The sequence below is a fragment of the Streptomyces sp. NPDC050842 genome (assembly GCF_044456565.1).
In the GTDB taxonomy this organism is placed as follows: domain Bacteria; phylum Actinomycetota; class Actinomycetes; order Streptomycetales; family Streptomycetaceae; genus Streptomyces.
The window spans coordinates 262,180-277,640 of sequence record NZ_JBITGA010000006.1; the positions used below are offsets into that span (position 1 = coordinate 262,180).

Genomic DNA, 15,461 nt, shown 5'->3' on the forward strand with positions numbered 1-15,461 from the left:
GGAAGTGCCCAAGTGCCCCTGAACGCGGCTGCGGGGCCCGGCTCGCATCGAGCCGGGCCCCGCACGCGCGTGACGCCTACCGGACGAAGACGCTCGCCTGGTTCGCCAGGTCCAGGAAGTACTGCGGCGCGAGGCCGAGCACCAGCGTGACCACGACGCCCGCCGTGATGGCGAGCGTCGTCAGCGCGGAGGGCACGGCGACCGTGGGGCCGTCCGCCTTCGGCTCGCTGAAGAACATCAGCACGATCACCCGGATGTAGAAGAACGCGGCGATCGCCGAGGAGAGCACACCGACCACGACGAGCGCGCCCGCGCCGCCGTCCGCCGCCGCCTTGAACACCGCGAACTTGCCGGAGAAGCCGGAGGTCAGCGGAATGCCGGCGAAGGCGAGCAGGAAGACCGCGAAGACCGCCGCGACGAGCGGCGAACGGCGCCCGAGCCCGGCCCACTTGGAGAGGTGGGTGGCCTCGCCGCCCGCGTCCCTGACCAGCGTGACGACGGCGAACGCGCCGATCGTCACGAAGGAGTACGCCAACAGGTAGAAGAGGACGGACGAGATGCCGTCGGGGGTGGCGGCGATGACACCGGCCAGCAGGAACCCGGCGTGCGCGATGGACGAGTACGCCAGGAGCCGCTTGATGTCGGTCTGGGTGATGGCGACGATCGCACCGCCCAGCATGGTGACGATCGCGACGCCCCACATGACCGGCCGCCAGTCCCAGGTGAGGCCCGGCAGCACCACGTACAGCAGGCGGAGCAGCGCGCCGAACGCGGCGACCTTGGTCGCGGCGGCCATGAAGCCGGTGACCGGGGTCGGGGCGCCCTGGTAGACGTCCGGGGTCCACATGTGGAACGGCACGGCGCCGACCTTGAAGAGGAGCCCCGTGAGGACCATGGCGAAGCCGATGAGCAGCAGGACGTCGTTGCCCATGGTGTCGGCGAGCGCCGGGTCGACGGAGACGACGGCGCCGTCGACGACCCGGGCGATCGTCGCGTACGAGACGGAGCCGGCGTAGCCGTAGAGCAGGGCGATCCCGAAGAGCAGGAACGCCGAGGAGAACGCGCCGAGGAGGAAGTACTTGACGGCCGCCTCCTGCGACATCAGCCGCTTGCGGCGGGCGACGGCGCAGAGCAGGTACAGCGGGAGGGAGAAGACCTCCAGGGCGACGAAGAGCGTCAGGAGGTCGTTGGCCGCCGGGAAGACGAGCATGCCGGCGATCGCGAAGAGCGCGAGCGGGAAGACCTCGGTGGTGGTGAAGCCGGCCTTGACGGCCGCCCTCTCCTGCTCGCTGCCGGGGACGGCGGCGGCCTCGGCGGCGAAGGAGTCGACCTTGTGGCCGTGGTCGGCCGGGTCGAGCCTGCGCTCGGCGAAGGTGAAGACCGCGACGATCGAGGCGAGGAGAATGGTGCCCTGGAGGAACAGGGCGGGTCCGTCGACGGCGATGGCGCCCATGGCCGCGATCTGGGCCTTGGTGGTGCCGTAGCCGCCGGCCGCCAGGCCGACGACCGCGGCGAAGGCGGCGACGAGGGCCAGGACCGAGAGGAAGACCTGGGCCACGTACCGGCCCTTGCGGGGCACGAAGGCCTCGACGAGGACGCTGACGATCGCGGCGCCGATCACGATGAGTACGGGCGAGAGCTGCGTGTACTCGATGTGGGGGGCCGGGATCTTGCTCAGCGGCTCGACCGCCGCCGTCGTCCACAGGCTGTGGACAGCCGTTGTACTCACTGGGCGGCCTCCACGTTGGGCACGGTGGGCTGGGGGTCCTTCTGCTGGACGTCGGACATGGTGTGCTGCACCGCCGGGTTGACGACGTCCGTCAGCGGCTTCGGGAAGACGCCGAGGAGGATCAGGAGGGCGATCAGCGGGACGACCACCGCCAGTTCGCGCACCCGCAGGTCCGGCAGTTCCCGCACCTCCTCCTTCACCGGTCCGGTCATCGTCCGCTGGTACAGCACGAGGACGTAGAGCGCGGCGAGGACGATGCCGGTGGTGGCGATGACGCCGGCCACCGGGTACCGGGCGTAGGTGCCGACCAGGACCAGGAACTCGCTGACGAACGGCGCGAGTCCGGGCAGCGACAGGGTCGCGAGACCGCCGATCAGGAAGGTGCCGGCGAGCACCGGGGCGACCTTCTGCACACCGCCGTAGTCGGCGATGAGCCGCGAGCCGCGCCGGGAGATCAGGAAGCCGGCGACGAGCATCAGCGCGGCCGTCGAGATGCCGTGGTTGACCATGTAGAGCGTGGCACCGGACTGGCCCTGGGTGGTCATCGCGAAGATGCCCAGGATGATGAAGCCGAAGTGCGAGATCGACGCGTAGGCGACCAGCCGCTTGATGTCCCGCTGGCCGACCGCGACGAGCGCCCCGTACACGATGCTGATGAGCGCGAGGACGATGATCGCCGGGGTGGCCCACTTCGAGGCCTCGGGGAAGAGCCCGAGGCAGAAGCGGAGCATCGCGAAGGTGCCGACCTTGTCGACGACGGCGGTGATGAGGACGGCGACCGGGGCGGTCGCCTCCCCCATCGCGTTCGGCAGCCAGGTGTGCAGCGGCCACAGCGGCGCCTTCACCGCGAAGGCGAAGAAGAAGCCGAGGAAGAGCAGCCGCTCGGTGTTGGTCGCCATGTCGAGGGACCCGTTGGCGCGGGCCTCGGCGATCTCGGTGAGCGAGAAGTTCCCCGCGACCACGTAGAGCCCGATGACCGCGGCCAGCATGATGAGGCCGCCGACGAGGTTGTAGAGCAGGAACTTGACCGCCGCGTACGAGCGCTGGGCCGCCGCGTTCTCGTCGGAGCCCGAGTGCGCCCGGTCGCCGAAGCCGCCGATGAGGAAGTACATCGGGATGAGCATGGCTTCGAAGAGGACGTAGAAGAGGAAGACGTCGGTGGCCTCGAAGGAGAGGATCACCATCGCCTCGACCATGAGGATCAGGGCGAAGAAGCCCTGGGTCGGGCGCCAGCGGGACGACTTCGTCTCCAGGGGGTCGGCGTCGTGCCAGCCCGCCAGGATGATGAAGGGGATCAGCAGCGCGGTGAGCGCGATGAGCGCCACCCCGATGCCGTCCACGCCGAGTTCGTACCGGACCCCGAAGTCCTTGATCCACGCGTGGGACTCGGTCAGCTGGTACCGCTCGCCGCCGGGCTCGAACCGTACGAAGACGACGGCGGCGAGCACGAGCGTGGCGAGCGAGACGAGCAGCGCCAGCCATTTGGCGGCGGTGCGACGGGCGGCGGGGACGGCGGCGGTGAGGATCGCACCGAGCGCCGGCACCGCTGCCGTGACCGTAAGGAGCGGGAAACCTGTGTTGATTTCAGACATGTGACAGTTACACCGCCCTCATCAGCAGGGTCGCGGCGATCAGCACCGCAGTACCTCCGAACATGGAGACCGCGTACGTGCGGGCGTAGCCGTTCTGGAGCTTGCGCAGCCGGCCGGAGAGCCCGCCGACGGCGGCCGCGGTCCCGTTGACGACGCCGTCGACCAGGGAGTGGTCGACGTAGACGAGCGAGCGGGTGAGGTGCGTGCCGCCCGTGACGAAGACGGCGTGGTTGAAGTCGTCCTGGAGCAGGTCGCGGCGGGCGGCCCGGGTGAGGAGCGAGCCGCGCGGGGCGACCACCGGGACGGGCCTGCGCCCGTACTGGAGGTAGGCGAGGCCGACGCCGATCACCATGACGGCGACGGTGGCGGCGGTGACGGCGGCGGCGCTGATCGGCGGGTGGCCGTGGGCGTAGCCGGTGACCGGCTCCAGCCACTCGACGAATCCGGCGAACTCGAAGAAGGCGCCGGCGCCGACCGAGCCGACGGCCAGCAGGACCATCGGGATCGTCATGGACTTGGGCGACTCGTGCGGGTGCGGGTCGTTCCCCTCCGCATCGGCCTGCCAGCGCTTCTCGCCGAAGAAGGTCATCAGCATCACGCGCGTCATGTAGTACGCGGTGATGGCCGCGCCGAGCAGCGTGACCGCGCCGAGGATCCAGCCCTCGGTGCCGCCCTTCGCGAAGGCGGCCTCGATGATCTTGTCCTTGGAGAAGAAGCCGGACAGACCCGGGAAGCCGATGATCGCGAGGTAGCCGAGGCCGAAGGTGACGAAGGTGACCGGCATGTACTTCCGCAGCCCGCCGTACTTCCGCATGTCGACCTCGTCGTTCATGCCGTGCATGACCGAACCGGCACCGAGGAAGAGCCCGGCCTTGAAGAAGCCGTGGGTCACCAGGTGCATGATCGCGAAGACGTAGCCGATGGGGCCGAGGCCCGCCGCCAGGATCATGTAGCCGATCTGCGACATCGTCGAGCCGGCGAGGGCCTTCTTGATGTCGTCCTTCGCGCAACCGACGATCGCACCGAAGAGGAGCGTGACCGCGCCGACGACGGTGACGACGAGCTGCGCGTCCGGCGCCGCGTTGAAGATGTCGGCGGAGCGGACGATCAGGTAGACACCGGCGGTCACCATCGTGGCCGCGTGGATGAGGGCCGAGACCGGGGTCGGGCCCTCCATCGCGTCCCCGAGCCAGGACTGCAGCGGCACCTGGGCCGACTTGCCGCAGGCCGCGAGGAGCAGCATCAGGCCGATCGCGGTCAGGGTGCCCTGGGACGCCTCGCCGGTCGACGCCAGGACCGGCCCGAAGGCGAAGGTCCCGAAGGTGGTGAACATGATCATGATGGCGATCGACAGGCCCATGTCGCCGACCCGGTTGACCAGGAAGGCCTTCTTCGCGGCGGTCGCCGCGCTGGGCTTGTGCTGCCAGAAGCCGATCAGGAGGTACGAGGCGAGGCCGACGCCCTCCCAGCCGAAGTACAGGAGCAGGTAGTTGTCGGCGAGGACGAGCAGGAGCATCGCCGCGACGAACAGATTGAGGTAGCCGAAGAAGCGGCGGCGGCGCTCGTCGTGCTCCATGTAGCCGATGGAGTAGACGTGGATGAGCGTGCCGACCCCGCTGATCAGCAGGACGAAGGTCATCGACAGCTGGTCGAGCTGGAAGGCGATGTCCGCCTGGAAGCCCTCGACCGGGATCCAGGTGTACAGCCGCTGGTGCATCGCCCGGTCGTCGGCGCTCTTGCCGAGCATGTCGGCGAAGAGCGCCAGGCCGATGAGGAAGGAGACGGCGGCGAGGAGGGTGCCGAGCCAGTGCCCGGTCTTGTCGAGCCGCCGTCCGCCGCAGAGCAGGACGACCGCTCCGAGCAGAGGCGCCGCGATGAGCAGCGCAATCAAGTTGTCCACGATTCCGCCCCTTACAGCTTCATCAGGCTGGCGTCGTCGACCGAGGCCGAGTGGCGGGCACGGAAGACGGACACGATGATCGCGAGCCCGACGACGACCTCCGCGGCGGCGACGACCATCGTGAAGAACGCGATGATCTGGCCGTCGAGGTTGCCGTGCATGCGGGAGAAGGCGACGAACGCGAGGTTGCAGGCGTTGAGCATCAGCTCGACGCACATGAAGACCACGATCGCGTTGCGCCGGATCAGGACCCCGACCGCACCGATGGTGAACAGCAGGGCCGCGAGATACAGGTAGTTGACGGGGTTCACCGGGTGGCCTCCTCTTCGTCCCGGTCCCGGCCGAGCCGCTCCTCGGAGCGCTGCTCCAGGGCCTTGAGGTCGGCCAGCGCCTCGCTGGACACGTCCCGGATCTGGCCCCGCTTGCGCAGGGTCTGCATGACGGTGAGCTCCGACGGGGAGCCGTCGGGGAGCAGACCGGCGACGTCCACGGCGTTGTGCCGGGCGTAGACGCCGGGCGCGGGCAGCGGCGGCACGTGCGTGCCCTCGCGTACGCGCTGCTCGGACAGTTCGCGCTGGGTGGCGGCGCGCTGGGTGCGCTCGCGGTGGGTGAGCACCATCGCGCCGACGGCCGCGGTGATGAGGAGCGCGCCGGTGATCTCGAAGGCGAAGACGTACTTGGTGAAGATGAGGGCGGCGAGGCCCTCGACGTTCCCGCCGTACGCGGAGTTGGCCGCGCCGAGGCCGTTGAACTCGGTGAGCGAGGCCTGGCCGATGCCGGCGGTCAGCAGGATGCCGAAGCCGAGGCCACAGGCCGCGGCCCACCAGCGCTGCCCCTTGATGGTCTCCTTCAGGGAGTCCGCGGCCGTGACGCCGACCAGCATGACGATGAAGAGGAAGAGCATCATGATCGCGCCGGTGTAGACGACGATCTGGACGATGCCGAGGAAGTACGCGCCGTTGGCGAGGTAGAAGACCGCGAGGATGATCATCGTGCCGGCCAGCGACAGCGCGCTGTGCATGGCCTTCTTCATCAGGATCGTGGCGAGGGCGCCGACGACGGCGACGGTGCCGAGGACCCAGAACTGGAAGGCCTCACCGGAAGACGTGGCGTAGGCCGCGAGGTTCGCGCTCATGCGTCCGCCCCCTCCGGCTCGCCCTTCTCGCCGTTGGAGACCGCGACCTGCTGGACCGTCCCCGGCGCGGCCTCGGTGACGAGGCCCCGGTAGTAGTCCTGCTCGGTCATCCCGGGGAAGATCGCGTGCGGCGAGTCGACCATCGTCTCCTCGAGACCCGCGAGGAGCTGCTCCTTGGTGTAGATCAGGTTCTCGCGGGAGGAGTCGGCCAGTTCGAACTCGTTGGTCATCGTCAGCGCGCGCGTGGGGCAGGCCTCGATGCACAGCCCGCACAGGATGCAGCGGGCGTAGTTGATCTGGTAGACGCGGCCGTACCGCTCGCCGGGCGAGTACCGCTCCTCGTCGGTGTTGTCCGCGCCCTCGACGTAGATGGCGTCGGCGGGACAGGCCCAGGCGCACAGCTCGCAGCCGACGCACTTCTCCAGGCCGTCGGGGTGACGGTTGAGCTGGTGCCGACCGTGGAAGCGGGGCGCCGTCGTCTTCTCCTGCTCCGGGTACTGCTCGGTCAGCCGCTTCTTGAACATGGCCTTGAAGGTCACGCCGAAGCCGGCCACCGGATTCTGAAAGTCAGACACCGTCCGTCTCCTTTCCCTCACTCGCAGTAGCAGTATCGGAGGCGCCACTGACAACGAGGTCCTTGTCGTGCCGCGGCCTGCGCCGGGGCACGGGCGGCAGGGACTGTCCGGGCTTGGGCGGTACGGGGAAGCCTCCGGCCATCGGGTCGAAGGTCCGCTCGGCCTCGGGGGCCTCCGCCTCGGCCTTCGCCTTCCTGTCGCGGAACGTGTCGAAGAGGAAGGAGAGCAGCAGCAGTCCGAGGACGGCACCCGCCACGTACAGGACGATGTTGCTGAACGCGATGTTCTCGTTCCGCAGGGCCCGGACGGTGGCGACGAGCATGAGCCAGACCACGGAGACCGGGATGAGGACCTTCCACCCGAGCTTCATCAGCTGGTCGTAGCGGACGCGGGGCAGCGTGCCGCGGAGCCAGATGAAGAAGAAGAGGAGCAGCTGCACCTTGAGGACGAACCAGAGCATCGGCCACCAGCCGTGGTTCGCGCCCTCCCAGAAGGTGGAGACCGGGTACGGGGCCCGCCAGCCGCCCAGGAAGAGCGTCACCGACACGGCCGCGACCGTCACCATGTTCACGTACTCGGCGAGCATGAACATCGCGAACTTGATGGACGAGTACTCGGTGTTGAAGCCGCCGACGAGGTCGCCCTCGGACTCCGGCATGTCGAAGGGGGCGCGGTTGGTCTCGCCGACCATCGTGACGATGTAGATGATGAACGAGACCGGCAGCAGGATGACGAACCAGCGGTCCGCCTGCGCCTCGACGATCGCCGAGGTCGACATCGACCCGGAGTAGAGGAAGACGGAGGCGAAGGCCGCGCCCATGGCGATCTCGTACGAGATCATCTGCGCGCACGACCGCAGGCCGCCGAGGAGCGGGTACGTGGAGCCGGAGGACCAGCCGGCGAGGACGATGCCGTAGATGCCGACGGAGGCGATCGCGAGGACGTACAGCATCGCGATCGGCAGGTCGGTGAGCTGCATCGTCGTGCGGTGGCCGAAGATCGACACCTCGTTGCCGGCGGGCCCGAAGGGGATCACGGCGATCGCCATGAACGCGGGGGCGGCGGCGATGATCGGGGCGAGGACGTAGACGACCTTGTCGGCCTTCTTGACGATCACGTCCTCTTTCAGCATCAGCTTGATGCCGTCCGCGAGGGACTGGAGCATGCCCCAGGGGCCGTGCCGGTTGGGGCCGATGCGCAGCTGCATCCAGGCGACGACCTTGCGCTCCCACACGATGGAGAAGAGCACGGTCACCATCAGGAAGGCGAAGCAGAAGACGGCCTTGATCAGGACGAGCCACCAGGGGTCCGTGCCGAACATGGACAGGTCTTCGGCGGCGAGGACCGTGTTCATTCCTGGACCTCCGTCGTGGTGGCCGCGCCGATGCGGACCAGGTCGCCGGGGTGGGCTCCGGTGTCGGAGTAGATGCCGGTGCCGGTCGAGTTCAGCGGGAGCCAGACCACGCGGTCGGGCATCTCGGTGACCTGGAGCGGGAAGGTGACCGATCCGGCCGGGCCGGTGACCTCCAGGGTGTCGCCGTCCTTGACGCCGGTGTCGGCGGCGGTGGCGGCGGAGAGCCGGGCGACGGCCGCGTGGCGGGTGCCGGCCAGGGCGGTGTCGCCCTCCTGGAGGCGGCCGAGGTCGAGGAGGAGCCGGTGTCCGGCGAGGACGGCATCGCCGTCGCCGGGCCGGGGCGCGGCCTGGCCGGGCTCGGTGGGCTCGGAGGCCCGCTCCTCGGTCCAGCGGCCGAGCCGGTCGATCTCCCGTCGTACGGACCGCAGGTCGGGCAGGGCCAGGTGGGCGTCCATGGCGTCGGCGAGCATGTGGAGCACGCGCGCGTCCGACGGCGCCAGCGGCCTGGTCATCTGCTCGGGCTTGAGCGCGGCCTCGAAGAGGCGCGCCCTGCCCTCCCAGTTGAGGAAGGTGCCGGGCTTCTCGGCGACGGCGGCGACCGGCAGGACGACGTCGGCGCGCTCGGTGACCTCGCCGGGCCGCAGCTCCAGGGAGACCACGAACGCCGCGTCGAGTGCCTCACGCGCCCGTGCCGGGTCGGGCAGGTCGACGACGTCGACGCCGGCGACGAGCAGGGCGCCGAGTTCGCCGGTGGCGGCGGCCTCCACGATCTGGCCGGTGTCGCGGCCGTAGCGGTGCGGGAGTTCGCGGACGCCCCAGGCGGCGGCGACCTCCTCCCGCGCGCGCGGATCGGTCGCGGGCCGGCCTCCGGGCAGCAGGGTCGGGATCGCGCCCGCCTCCACCGCTCCGCGCTCGCCGGAACGGCGCGGGATCCAGACGAGCCGGGCGCCGGTGGCGGCCGACGCGCGCAGGGCGGCGGTGAGCGCGCCGGGCACGCCCGCGAGGCGCTCGCCGACGGCGATGACGGCGCCTTCACTGCGGAGGGCCTCGGCGGCGGCGAGTCCGTCGCCTTCGAGGCTGACCCGGGAGGTGAGCGCGTCGAGCCACTCGGTCTCGGTGCCGGGGGCGGCGGGCAGCAGGGTGCCGCCCGACTTCTCCAGGCCGCGGGTCGCGTGGGAGGCGATCGCGTACGTCTTCTGCCCGTGCTTGCGCCAGGCCTTGCGGAGCCGCAGGAAGACCCCGGGGGCCTCCTCCTCGGACTCCAGGCCGACGAGGAGGACGGCCGGGGCGGCTTCGAGCGAGGTGTACGTGACACCCGTACCGTCCAGGTCCCGTCCGCGTCCGGCGACGGCGGAGGCCAGGAAGTCGGCCTCCTCGCCGGAGTGGACCCGGGCGCGGAAGTCGACGTCGTTGGTGTCGAGGGCGACCCGGGCGAACTTGGCGTACGCGTAGGAGTCCTCGACGGTCAGCCGGCCTCCGGCGAGGACGCCGGTGCGGCCGCGGACGAGTCCGCGGGCGGCGGCCTCCAGGGCCTCGGGCCAGGACGCCGCTTCGAGCTCACCGGTCTCGTAGTTGCGGACGAGGGGGGTGGTGAGCCGGTCGCGCTGCTGCGCGTACCGGAAGGCGAAGCGGCCCTTGTCGCAGATCCACTCCTCGTTGACCTCGGGGTCCTCGGCGGCGAGCTTCCGCATGACCTTGCCGCGCCGGTGGTCGGTGCGGGTGGCGCAGCCGCCGGCGCACTGCTCGCAGACCGACGGCGAGGAGACCAGGTCGAAGGGGCGGGAGCGGAAGCGGTAGGCGGCCGAGGTGAGGGCGCCGACCGGGCAGATCTGGATGGTGTTGCCGGAGAAGTACGACTCGAAGGGGTCGCCCTCGCCGGTGCCGACCTGCTGGAGCGCGCCGCGCTCGATCAGCTCGATCATCGGGTCGCCCGCGACCTGGTTGGAGAAGCGGGTGCAGCGGGCGCAGAGCACGCAGCGCTCGCGGTCGAGGAGCACCTGGGTGGAGATCGCCACGGGCTTCTCGTAGGTCCGCTTGTGGCCGTCGAAGCGGGACTCGGACTGTCCGTGGGACATGGCCTGGTTCTGCAGGGGGCACTCGCCGCCCTTGTCGCAGACGGGGCAGTCCAGCGGGTGGTTGATGAGGAGCAGCTCCATCACGCCGTGCTGGGCCTTCTCGGCGACCGGGCTGGTCAGCTGCGACTTCACCACCATGCCGTCGGTGCAGGTGATGGTGCAGGAGGCCATGGGCTTGCGCTGGCCCTCGACCTCGACGATGCACTGGCGGCAGGCGCCGGCGGGGTCGAGGAGCGGGTGGTCGCAGAAGCGCGGGATCTCGATGCCGAGCTGTTCGGCGGCGCGGATGACCAGCGTCCCCTTGGGGACGGAGATCTCGATGCCGTCGATGGTCAGCGTGACGAGGTCCTGGGGCGGGAGCGCCGCCTCGCCGCCCCCGGAGGGGGCAGACGTGGTGACTGTCATGCGTTCACCTCCGTGTTGTCGGCGCGCCGGTCGGCCCAGACGGTCGACCTGGCGGGGTCGAAGGGGCAGCCCTTGCCCGTGATGTGCTGCTCGTACTCCGCGCGGAAGTACTTCAGCGAGGAGAAGATCGGCGAGGCGGCGCCGTCGCCGAGGGCGCAGAACGACTTGCCGTTGATGTTGTCGGCGATGTCGTTGAGCTTGTCGAGGTCGGCCATGACGCCCTTGCCCGCCTCGATGTCGCGGAGCAACTGGACGAGCCAGTAGGTGCCTTCGCGGCAGGGGGTGCACTTGCCGCAGGACTCGTGCGCGTAGAACTCGGTCCAGCGGGTGACGGCCCGGACGACGCAGGTCGTCTCGTCGAAGCACTGGAGGGCCTTGGTGCCGAGCATGGATCCGGCGGCGCCGACGCCCTCGTAGTCGAGGGGCACGTCGAGGTGCTCCTCGGTGAACATGGGCGTGGAGGAGCCGCCGGGGGTCCAGAACTTGAGGCGGTGGCCCGGCCGCATGCCGCCGCTCATGTCGAGGAGCTGGCGGAGCGTGATGCCGAGGGGGGCCTCGTACTGGCCGGGTGAGACGACGTGCCCACTGAGCGAGTAGAGCGTGAAGCCCGGGGACTTCTCGCTGCCCATCGACGTGAACCATTCCTTGCCGCGGTGGAGGATCGCGGGAACGGACGCGATGGACTCGACGTTGTTCACGACAGTGGGGCAGGCGTACAGACCGGCGACCGCGGGGAAGGGCGGACGCAGCCGGGGCTGGCCGCGGCGCCCTTCGAGCGAGTCGAGGAGCGCGGTCTCCTCGCCGCAGATGTACGCGCCGGCGCCGGCGTGCACGGTGAGTTCGAGGTTCAGTCCGCTGCCGAGGATGTTCCGGCCGAGGTAGCCGGCGGCGTACGCCTCGCGGACGGCCTCGTGGAGGCGACGCAGGACGGGCACGACCTCGCCGCGGAGATAGATGAACGCGTGCTCGGAGCGGATCGCGTAGCAGGCGATGATCATTCCCTCGATGAGGGAGTGCGGGTTGGCGAAGAGGAGCGGGATGTCCTTGCAGGTGCCGGGTTCGGACTCGTCGGCGTTGACGACGAGGTAGTGGGGCTTGCCGTCGCCCTGCGGGATGAACTGCCACTTCATGCCGGTGGGGAAGCCGGCGCCGCCGCGACCGCGGAGGCCGGATTCCTTGACGTACGCGATGAGGTCGTCGGGGCTCATCGCGAGGGCCCGCTTGAGGCCCTGGTATCCCTCGTGCCGCTCGTAGGTCTCCAGGGTCCAGGAGTTGGGCTGGTCCCAGAAGGCGGAGAGGACGGGGGCGAGAAGCTTCTCGGGGCTGTTGTTGTTGTCGATCTCGGCCGCCAAGGTCATCACTTCCCCTCCTGACGGGTTGCCTCACCGCGCGGGTGAACGATTCGGTGGTGCGGGGCCTCGCCCTTGGACAGCCGCAGGCCGACGAGGGAGGCGGGGCCCGCTCCGCCGGTGGCCTCGACGGCGCCGGGGCGCTCGTCGGGGAAGCCGGCGAGGATGCGGGCGGTCTCCTTGAAGGTGCAGAGAGGGGCGCCGCGGGTGGGTTCGACGGTCCGGCCGGCCCGCAGGTCGTCCACCATCTTCTTGGCGGACTCCGGGGTCTGGTTGTCGAAGAACTCCCAGTTGACCATCACGACGGGCGCGAAGTCGCAGGCCGCGTTGCACTCGATGTGTTCGAGCGTGATCTTGCCGTCCTCGGTGGTCTCGTCGTTGCCGACGCCGAGGTGGGCCTTGAGCTCGTCGAAGATGGCGTCGCCGCCCATGACCGCGCAGAGCGTGTTCGTACAGACGCCGACCTGGTAGTCGCCGGAGGGCTTGCGCCGGTACATCGTGTAGAAGGTGGCGACGGCGGTGACCTCGGCGGTGGTCAGACCGAGGAGGTCGGCGCAGAACCGCATGCCGGTACGGGTCACGTGGCCCTCCTCCGACTGCACGAGGTGCAGCATCGGCAGGAGCGCGGAGCGGGAGTCCGGGTAGCGGGCGATGATCGCCTTCGCGTCCTCGGTCAGGCGCGCGTGGACCTCGGCCGGGTACGCGGGGGCGGGGAGCTGGGGCATCCCCAGGCTGACGTTCTCCGTCATCGGTCGACGCCTCCCATCACGGGGTCGATGGAGGCGACGGCGACGATGACGTCGGCGACCTGGCCGCCCTCGCACATCGCGGCCATGGCCTGGAGGTTGGTGAAGGACGGGTCGCGGAAGTGGACCCGGAAGGGGCGGGTGCCGCCGTCGGAGACGACGTGCACGCCGAGCTCGCCCTTGGGCGACTCGACGGCCGCGTAGGCCTGCCCCGCGGGGACCCGGAAGCCCTCGGTGACCAGCTTGAAGTGGTGGATCAGGGCCTCCATCGAGGTGCCCATGATCTTCTTGATGTGGTCGAGGGAGTTGCCGAGGCCGTCGGGGCCGAGCGCGAGCTGCGCGGGCCAGGCGATCTTCTTGTCGCCGACCATGACCGGTCCCGGCGCGAGCCGGTCGAGGCACTGCTCGACGATCCGCAGCGACTGGCGCATCTCCTCCAGGCGGACGAGGAAGCGTCCGTAGGAGTCGCAGGTGTCGGCGGTCGGGACGTCGAACTCGTAGTTCTCGTAGCCGCAGTACGGGTCGGTCTTGCGCAGGTCGTGCGGGAGGCCCGCGGAGCGCAGGATCGGGCCGGTGGCGCCGAGGGCCATGCAGCCGGTGAGGTCGAGGTAGCCGACGTCCTGCATGCGGGCCTTGAAGATGGGGTTGCCGGTGGCGAGCTTGTCGTACTCCGGCAGGTTCTTCCTCATGGTCTTCACGAACTCGCGGACGGCGTCGACGGCGCCGGGCGGCAGGTCCTGGGCGAGGCCGCCGGGGCGGATGAACGCGTGGTTCATGCGCAGGCCGGTGATCAGCTCGTACAGGTCCAGGATCATCTCGCGGTCCCGGAAGCCGTAGATCATGATCGTGGTGGCGCCGAGCTCCATGCCGCCGGTGGCGATGCACACCAGGTGGGAGGAGAGCCGGTTGAGCTCCATGAGCAGGACGCGGATGACGCTCGCCCGGTCCGGGATCTGCTCGGTGATGCCGAGGAGCTTCTCCACGCCGAGGCAGTACGCCGTCTCGTTGTAGAACGAGGTGAGGTAGTCCATGCGCGTGACGAAGGTGGTGCCCTGCGTCCAGGTCCGGTATTCGAGGTTCTTCTCGATGCCGGTGTGGAGGTAGCCGATGCCGCAGCGGGCCTCGGTGACGGTCTCGCCGTCGATCTCCAGGATGAGGCGGAGCACGCCGTGGGTGGACGGGTGCTGCGGGCCCATGTTGACGATGATGCGTTCGTCGTCGGCCTTGGCGGCGGACTGGACGACTTCTTCCCAGTCGCCGCCGGTCACCGTGTAGACGGCGCCTTCGGTCGTCTCCCGGGGGGAGGCGGACGGGGTGTTCACGAGTACGACCTCCGCTGGTCCGGAGCCGGGATCTGGGCGCCCTTGTACTCGACGGCGATGCCGCCGAGGGGGTAGTCCTTGCGCTGCGGGTGGCCCTGCCAGTCGTCCGGCATCATGATCCGGGTGAGGGCGGGGTGGCCGTCGAAGACGATGCCGAAGAAGTCGTACGTCTCGCGCTCGTGCCAGTCGTTCGTCGGGTAGACGGCGACGAGCGACGGGATGCGCGGGTCGGCGTCGGGCGCCGAGACCTCCAGGCGGATCAGCCTGCCGTGGGTGAGCGAGCGCAGGTGGTAGACGGCGTGCAGCTCGCGGCCCTTGTCGCCCGGGTAGTGGACGCCGGAGACGCCGGTGCAGAGCTCGAAGCGGAGCGCCGGGTCGTCGCGCAGGGTCCGGGCGACCCGGACGAGGTGCTCGCGCTCGATGTGGAACGTGAGCTCGTCGCGGTCGACGACCGTCCTCTCGATGGCGTTGTCCGGGAGCAGTCCCTGCTCCTCCAACGCGCCTTCGAGTTCGTCGGCGACCTCGTCGAACCAGCCGCCGTACGGGCGGGCGGCCGGGCCGGGCAGGCGGATCGAGCGGACGAGGCCGCTGTAGCCGGACGTGTCGCCGCCGTTGTTGGCGCCGAACATGCCACGCTGGAGGCGTACCTCCTCGCCGTGCTCCCCGCGCTGACCGGGCAGGTTCTGCTCGCTCAGCTCCTTCTCGGGGTTGGGTGTCTCGTCACTCACCGGAGCAGACCCTTCAATTCGATGGTCGGCAGCGCCTTGAGCGCCGCCTCCTCCGCCTCGCGCGCCGCCTCCTCGGCGTTCACGCCGAGCTTGGAGGTCTGGATCTTCTGGTGGAGCTTGAGAATCGCGTCGAGGAGCATCTCCGGCCGCGGCGGGCAGCCGGGCAGGTAGATGTCGACGGGCACGATGTGGTCGACGCCCTGCACGATCGCGTAGTTGTTGAACATGCCGCCCGATGAGGCGCAGACGCCCATGGAGATGACCCACTTGGGGTTGGGCATCTGGTCGTAGACCTGCCGCAGGACGGGCGCCATCTTCTGGCTGACGCGGCCGGCGACGATCATGAGGTCGGCCTGGCGCGGCGATCCGCGGAAGACCTCCATGCCGAAGCGGGCCAGGTCGTACCGGCCGGCGCCGGTCGTCATCATCTCGATGGCGCAGCAGGCGAGGCCGAACGTCGCGGGGAACACGGACGCCTTCCGCACCCAGCCCGCGGCCTGTTCGACCGTCGTCAGCAGAAAGCCGCTCGGGAGTTTCTCTTCGAGTCCCAT

General features: G+C 69.8%; 13 protein-coding genes. All 13 read right to left on the reverse strand.

Annotated elements, in window-relative coordinates:
- Positions 1-76 precede the first annotated feature (76 nt).
- Genes nuoN through ACIBG6_RS22030 form a run of 13 tightly spaced genes read right to left on the reverse strand, consistent with a single transcriptional unit; the run spans position 77 to position 15,461 of the window.
- Positions 77-1,729 carry an NADH-quinone oxidoreductase subunit NuoN gene (gene nuoN / locus ACIBG6_RS21970; protein ID WP_399224226.1) on the reverse strand — a complete coding sequence of 551 codons (1,653 nt, stop codon included), beginning with the start codon at positions 1,727-1,729 and terminating at the stop codon, positions 77-79.
- Positions 1,726-3,321, reverse strand: coding sequence for an NADH-quinone oxidoreductase subunit M (locus tag ACIBG6_RS21975; protein WP_399224227.1), 1,596 nt, complete (start codon positions 3,319-3,321; stop codon positions 1,726-1,728). Before ACIBG6_RS21975 ends, nuoN begins: the two co-directional genes overlap by 4 nt.
- A 7-nt stretch (positions 3,322-3,328) precedes the next feature.
- Positions 3,329-5,221 (reverse strand): NADH-quinone oxidoreductase subunit L, encoded by a 1,893-nt coding sequence (gene nuoL, locus ACIBG6_RS21980; RefSeq protein ID WP_399224228.1) that lies wholly within the window; start codon positions 5,219-5,221, stop codon positions 3,329-3,331.
- A gap of 11 nt (positions 5,222-5,232) precedes the next feature.
- Positions 5,233-5,532 (reverse strand): NADH-quinone oxidoreductase subunit NuoK, encoded by a 300-nt coding sequence (gene nuoK / locus ACIBG6_RS21985; RefSeq protein WP_148005711.1) that lies wholly within the window; start codon positions 5,530-5,532, stop codon positions 5,233-5,235.
- On the reverse strand, positions 5,529-6,356 hold the full coding sequence (locus ACIBG6_RS21990; protein ID WP_399224229.1) for an NADH-quinone oxidoreductase subunit J: 828 nt from the start codon (positions 6,354-6,356) through the stop codon (positions 5,529-5,531). Before ACIBG6_RS21990 ends, nuoK begins: the two co-directional genes overlap by 4 nt.
- On the reverse strand, positions 6,353-6,931 hold the full coding sequence (gene nuoI, locus ACIBG6_RS21995; protein WP_399224230.1) for an NADH-quinone oxidoreductase subunit NuoI: 579 nt from the start codon (positions 6,929-6,931) through the stop codon (positions 6,353-6,355). Before nuoI ends, ACIBG6_RS21990 begins: the two co-directional genes overlap by 4 nt.
- A complete protein-coding gene (nuoH, locus tag ACIBG6_RS22000; protein ID WP_399224231.1) occupies positions 6,924-8,285 on the reverse strand; it encodes an NADH-quinone oxidoreductase subunit NuoH in 1,362 nt (453 codons plus the stop codon). The genes nuoI and nuoH overlap by 8 nt, the downstream gene beginning before the upstream one ends.
- On the reverse strand, positions 8,282-10,765 hold the full coding sequence (locus ACIBG6_RS22005) for an NADH-quinone oxidoreductase subunit G (protein WP_399224232.1): 2,484 nt from the start codon (positions 10,763-10,765) through the stop codon (positions 8,282-8,284). The genes nuoH and ACIBG6_RS22005 overlap by 4 nt, the downstream gene beginning before the upstream one ends.
- Positions 10,762-12,123 carry an NADH-quinone oxidoreductase subunit NuoF gene (nuoF, locus tag ACIBG6_RS22010; protein WP_399224233.1) on the reverse strand — a complete coding sequence of 454 codons (1,362 nt, stop codon included), beginning with the start codon at positions 12,121-12,123 and terminating at the stop codon, positions 10,762-10,764. The genes ACIBG6_RS22005 and nuoF overlap by 4 nt, the downstream gene beginning before the upstream one ends.
- Positions 12,123-12,863 (reverse strand): NADH-quinone oxidoreductase subunit NuoE, encoded by a 741-nt coding sequence (gene nuoE, locus ACIBG6_RS22015; protein WP_399224234.1) that lies wholly within the window; start codon positions 12,861-12,863, stop codon positions 12,123-12,125. Before nuoE ends, nuoF begins: the two co-directional genes overlap by 1 nt.
- Positions 12,860-14,182 (reverse strand): NADH-quinone oxidoreductase subunit D, encoded by a 1,323-nt coding sequence (locus tag ACIBG6_RS22020; protein WP_399224235.1) that lies wholly within the window; start codon positions 14,180-14,182, stop codon positions 12,860-12,862. The genes nuoE and ACIBG6_RS22020 overlap by 4 nt, the downstream gene beginning before the upstream one ends.
- A complete protein-coding gene (locus ACIBG6_RS22025) occupies positions 14,179-14,910 on the reverse strand; it encodes an NADH-quinone oxidoreductase subunit C (RefSeq protein ID WP_399224236.1) in 732 nt (243 codons plus the stop codon). Before ACIBG6_RS22025 ends, ACIBG6_RS22020 begins: the two co-directional genes overlap by 4 nt.
- Positions 14,907-15,461, reverse strand: coding sequence for an NADH-quinone oxidoreductase subunit B family protein (locus tag ACIBG6_RS22030; protein ID WP_024756031.1), 555 nt, complete (start codon positions 15,459-15,461; stop codon positions 14,907-14,909). The genes ACIBG6_RS22025 and ACIBG6_RS22030 overlap by 4 nt, the downstream gene beginning before the upstream one ends.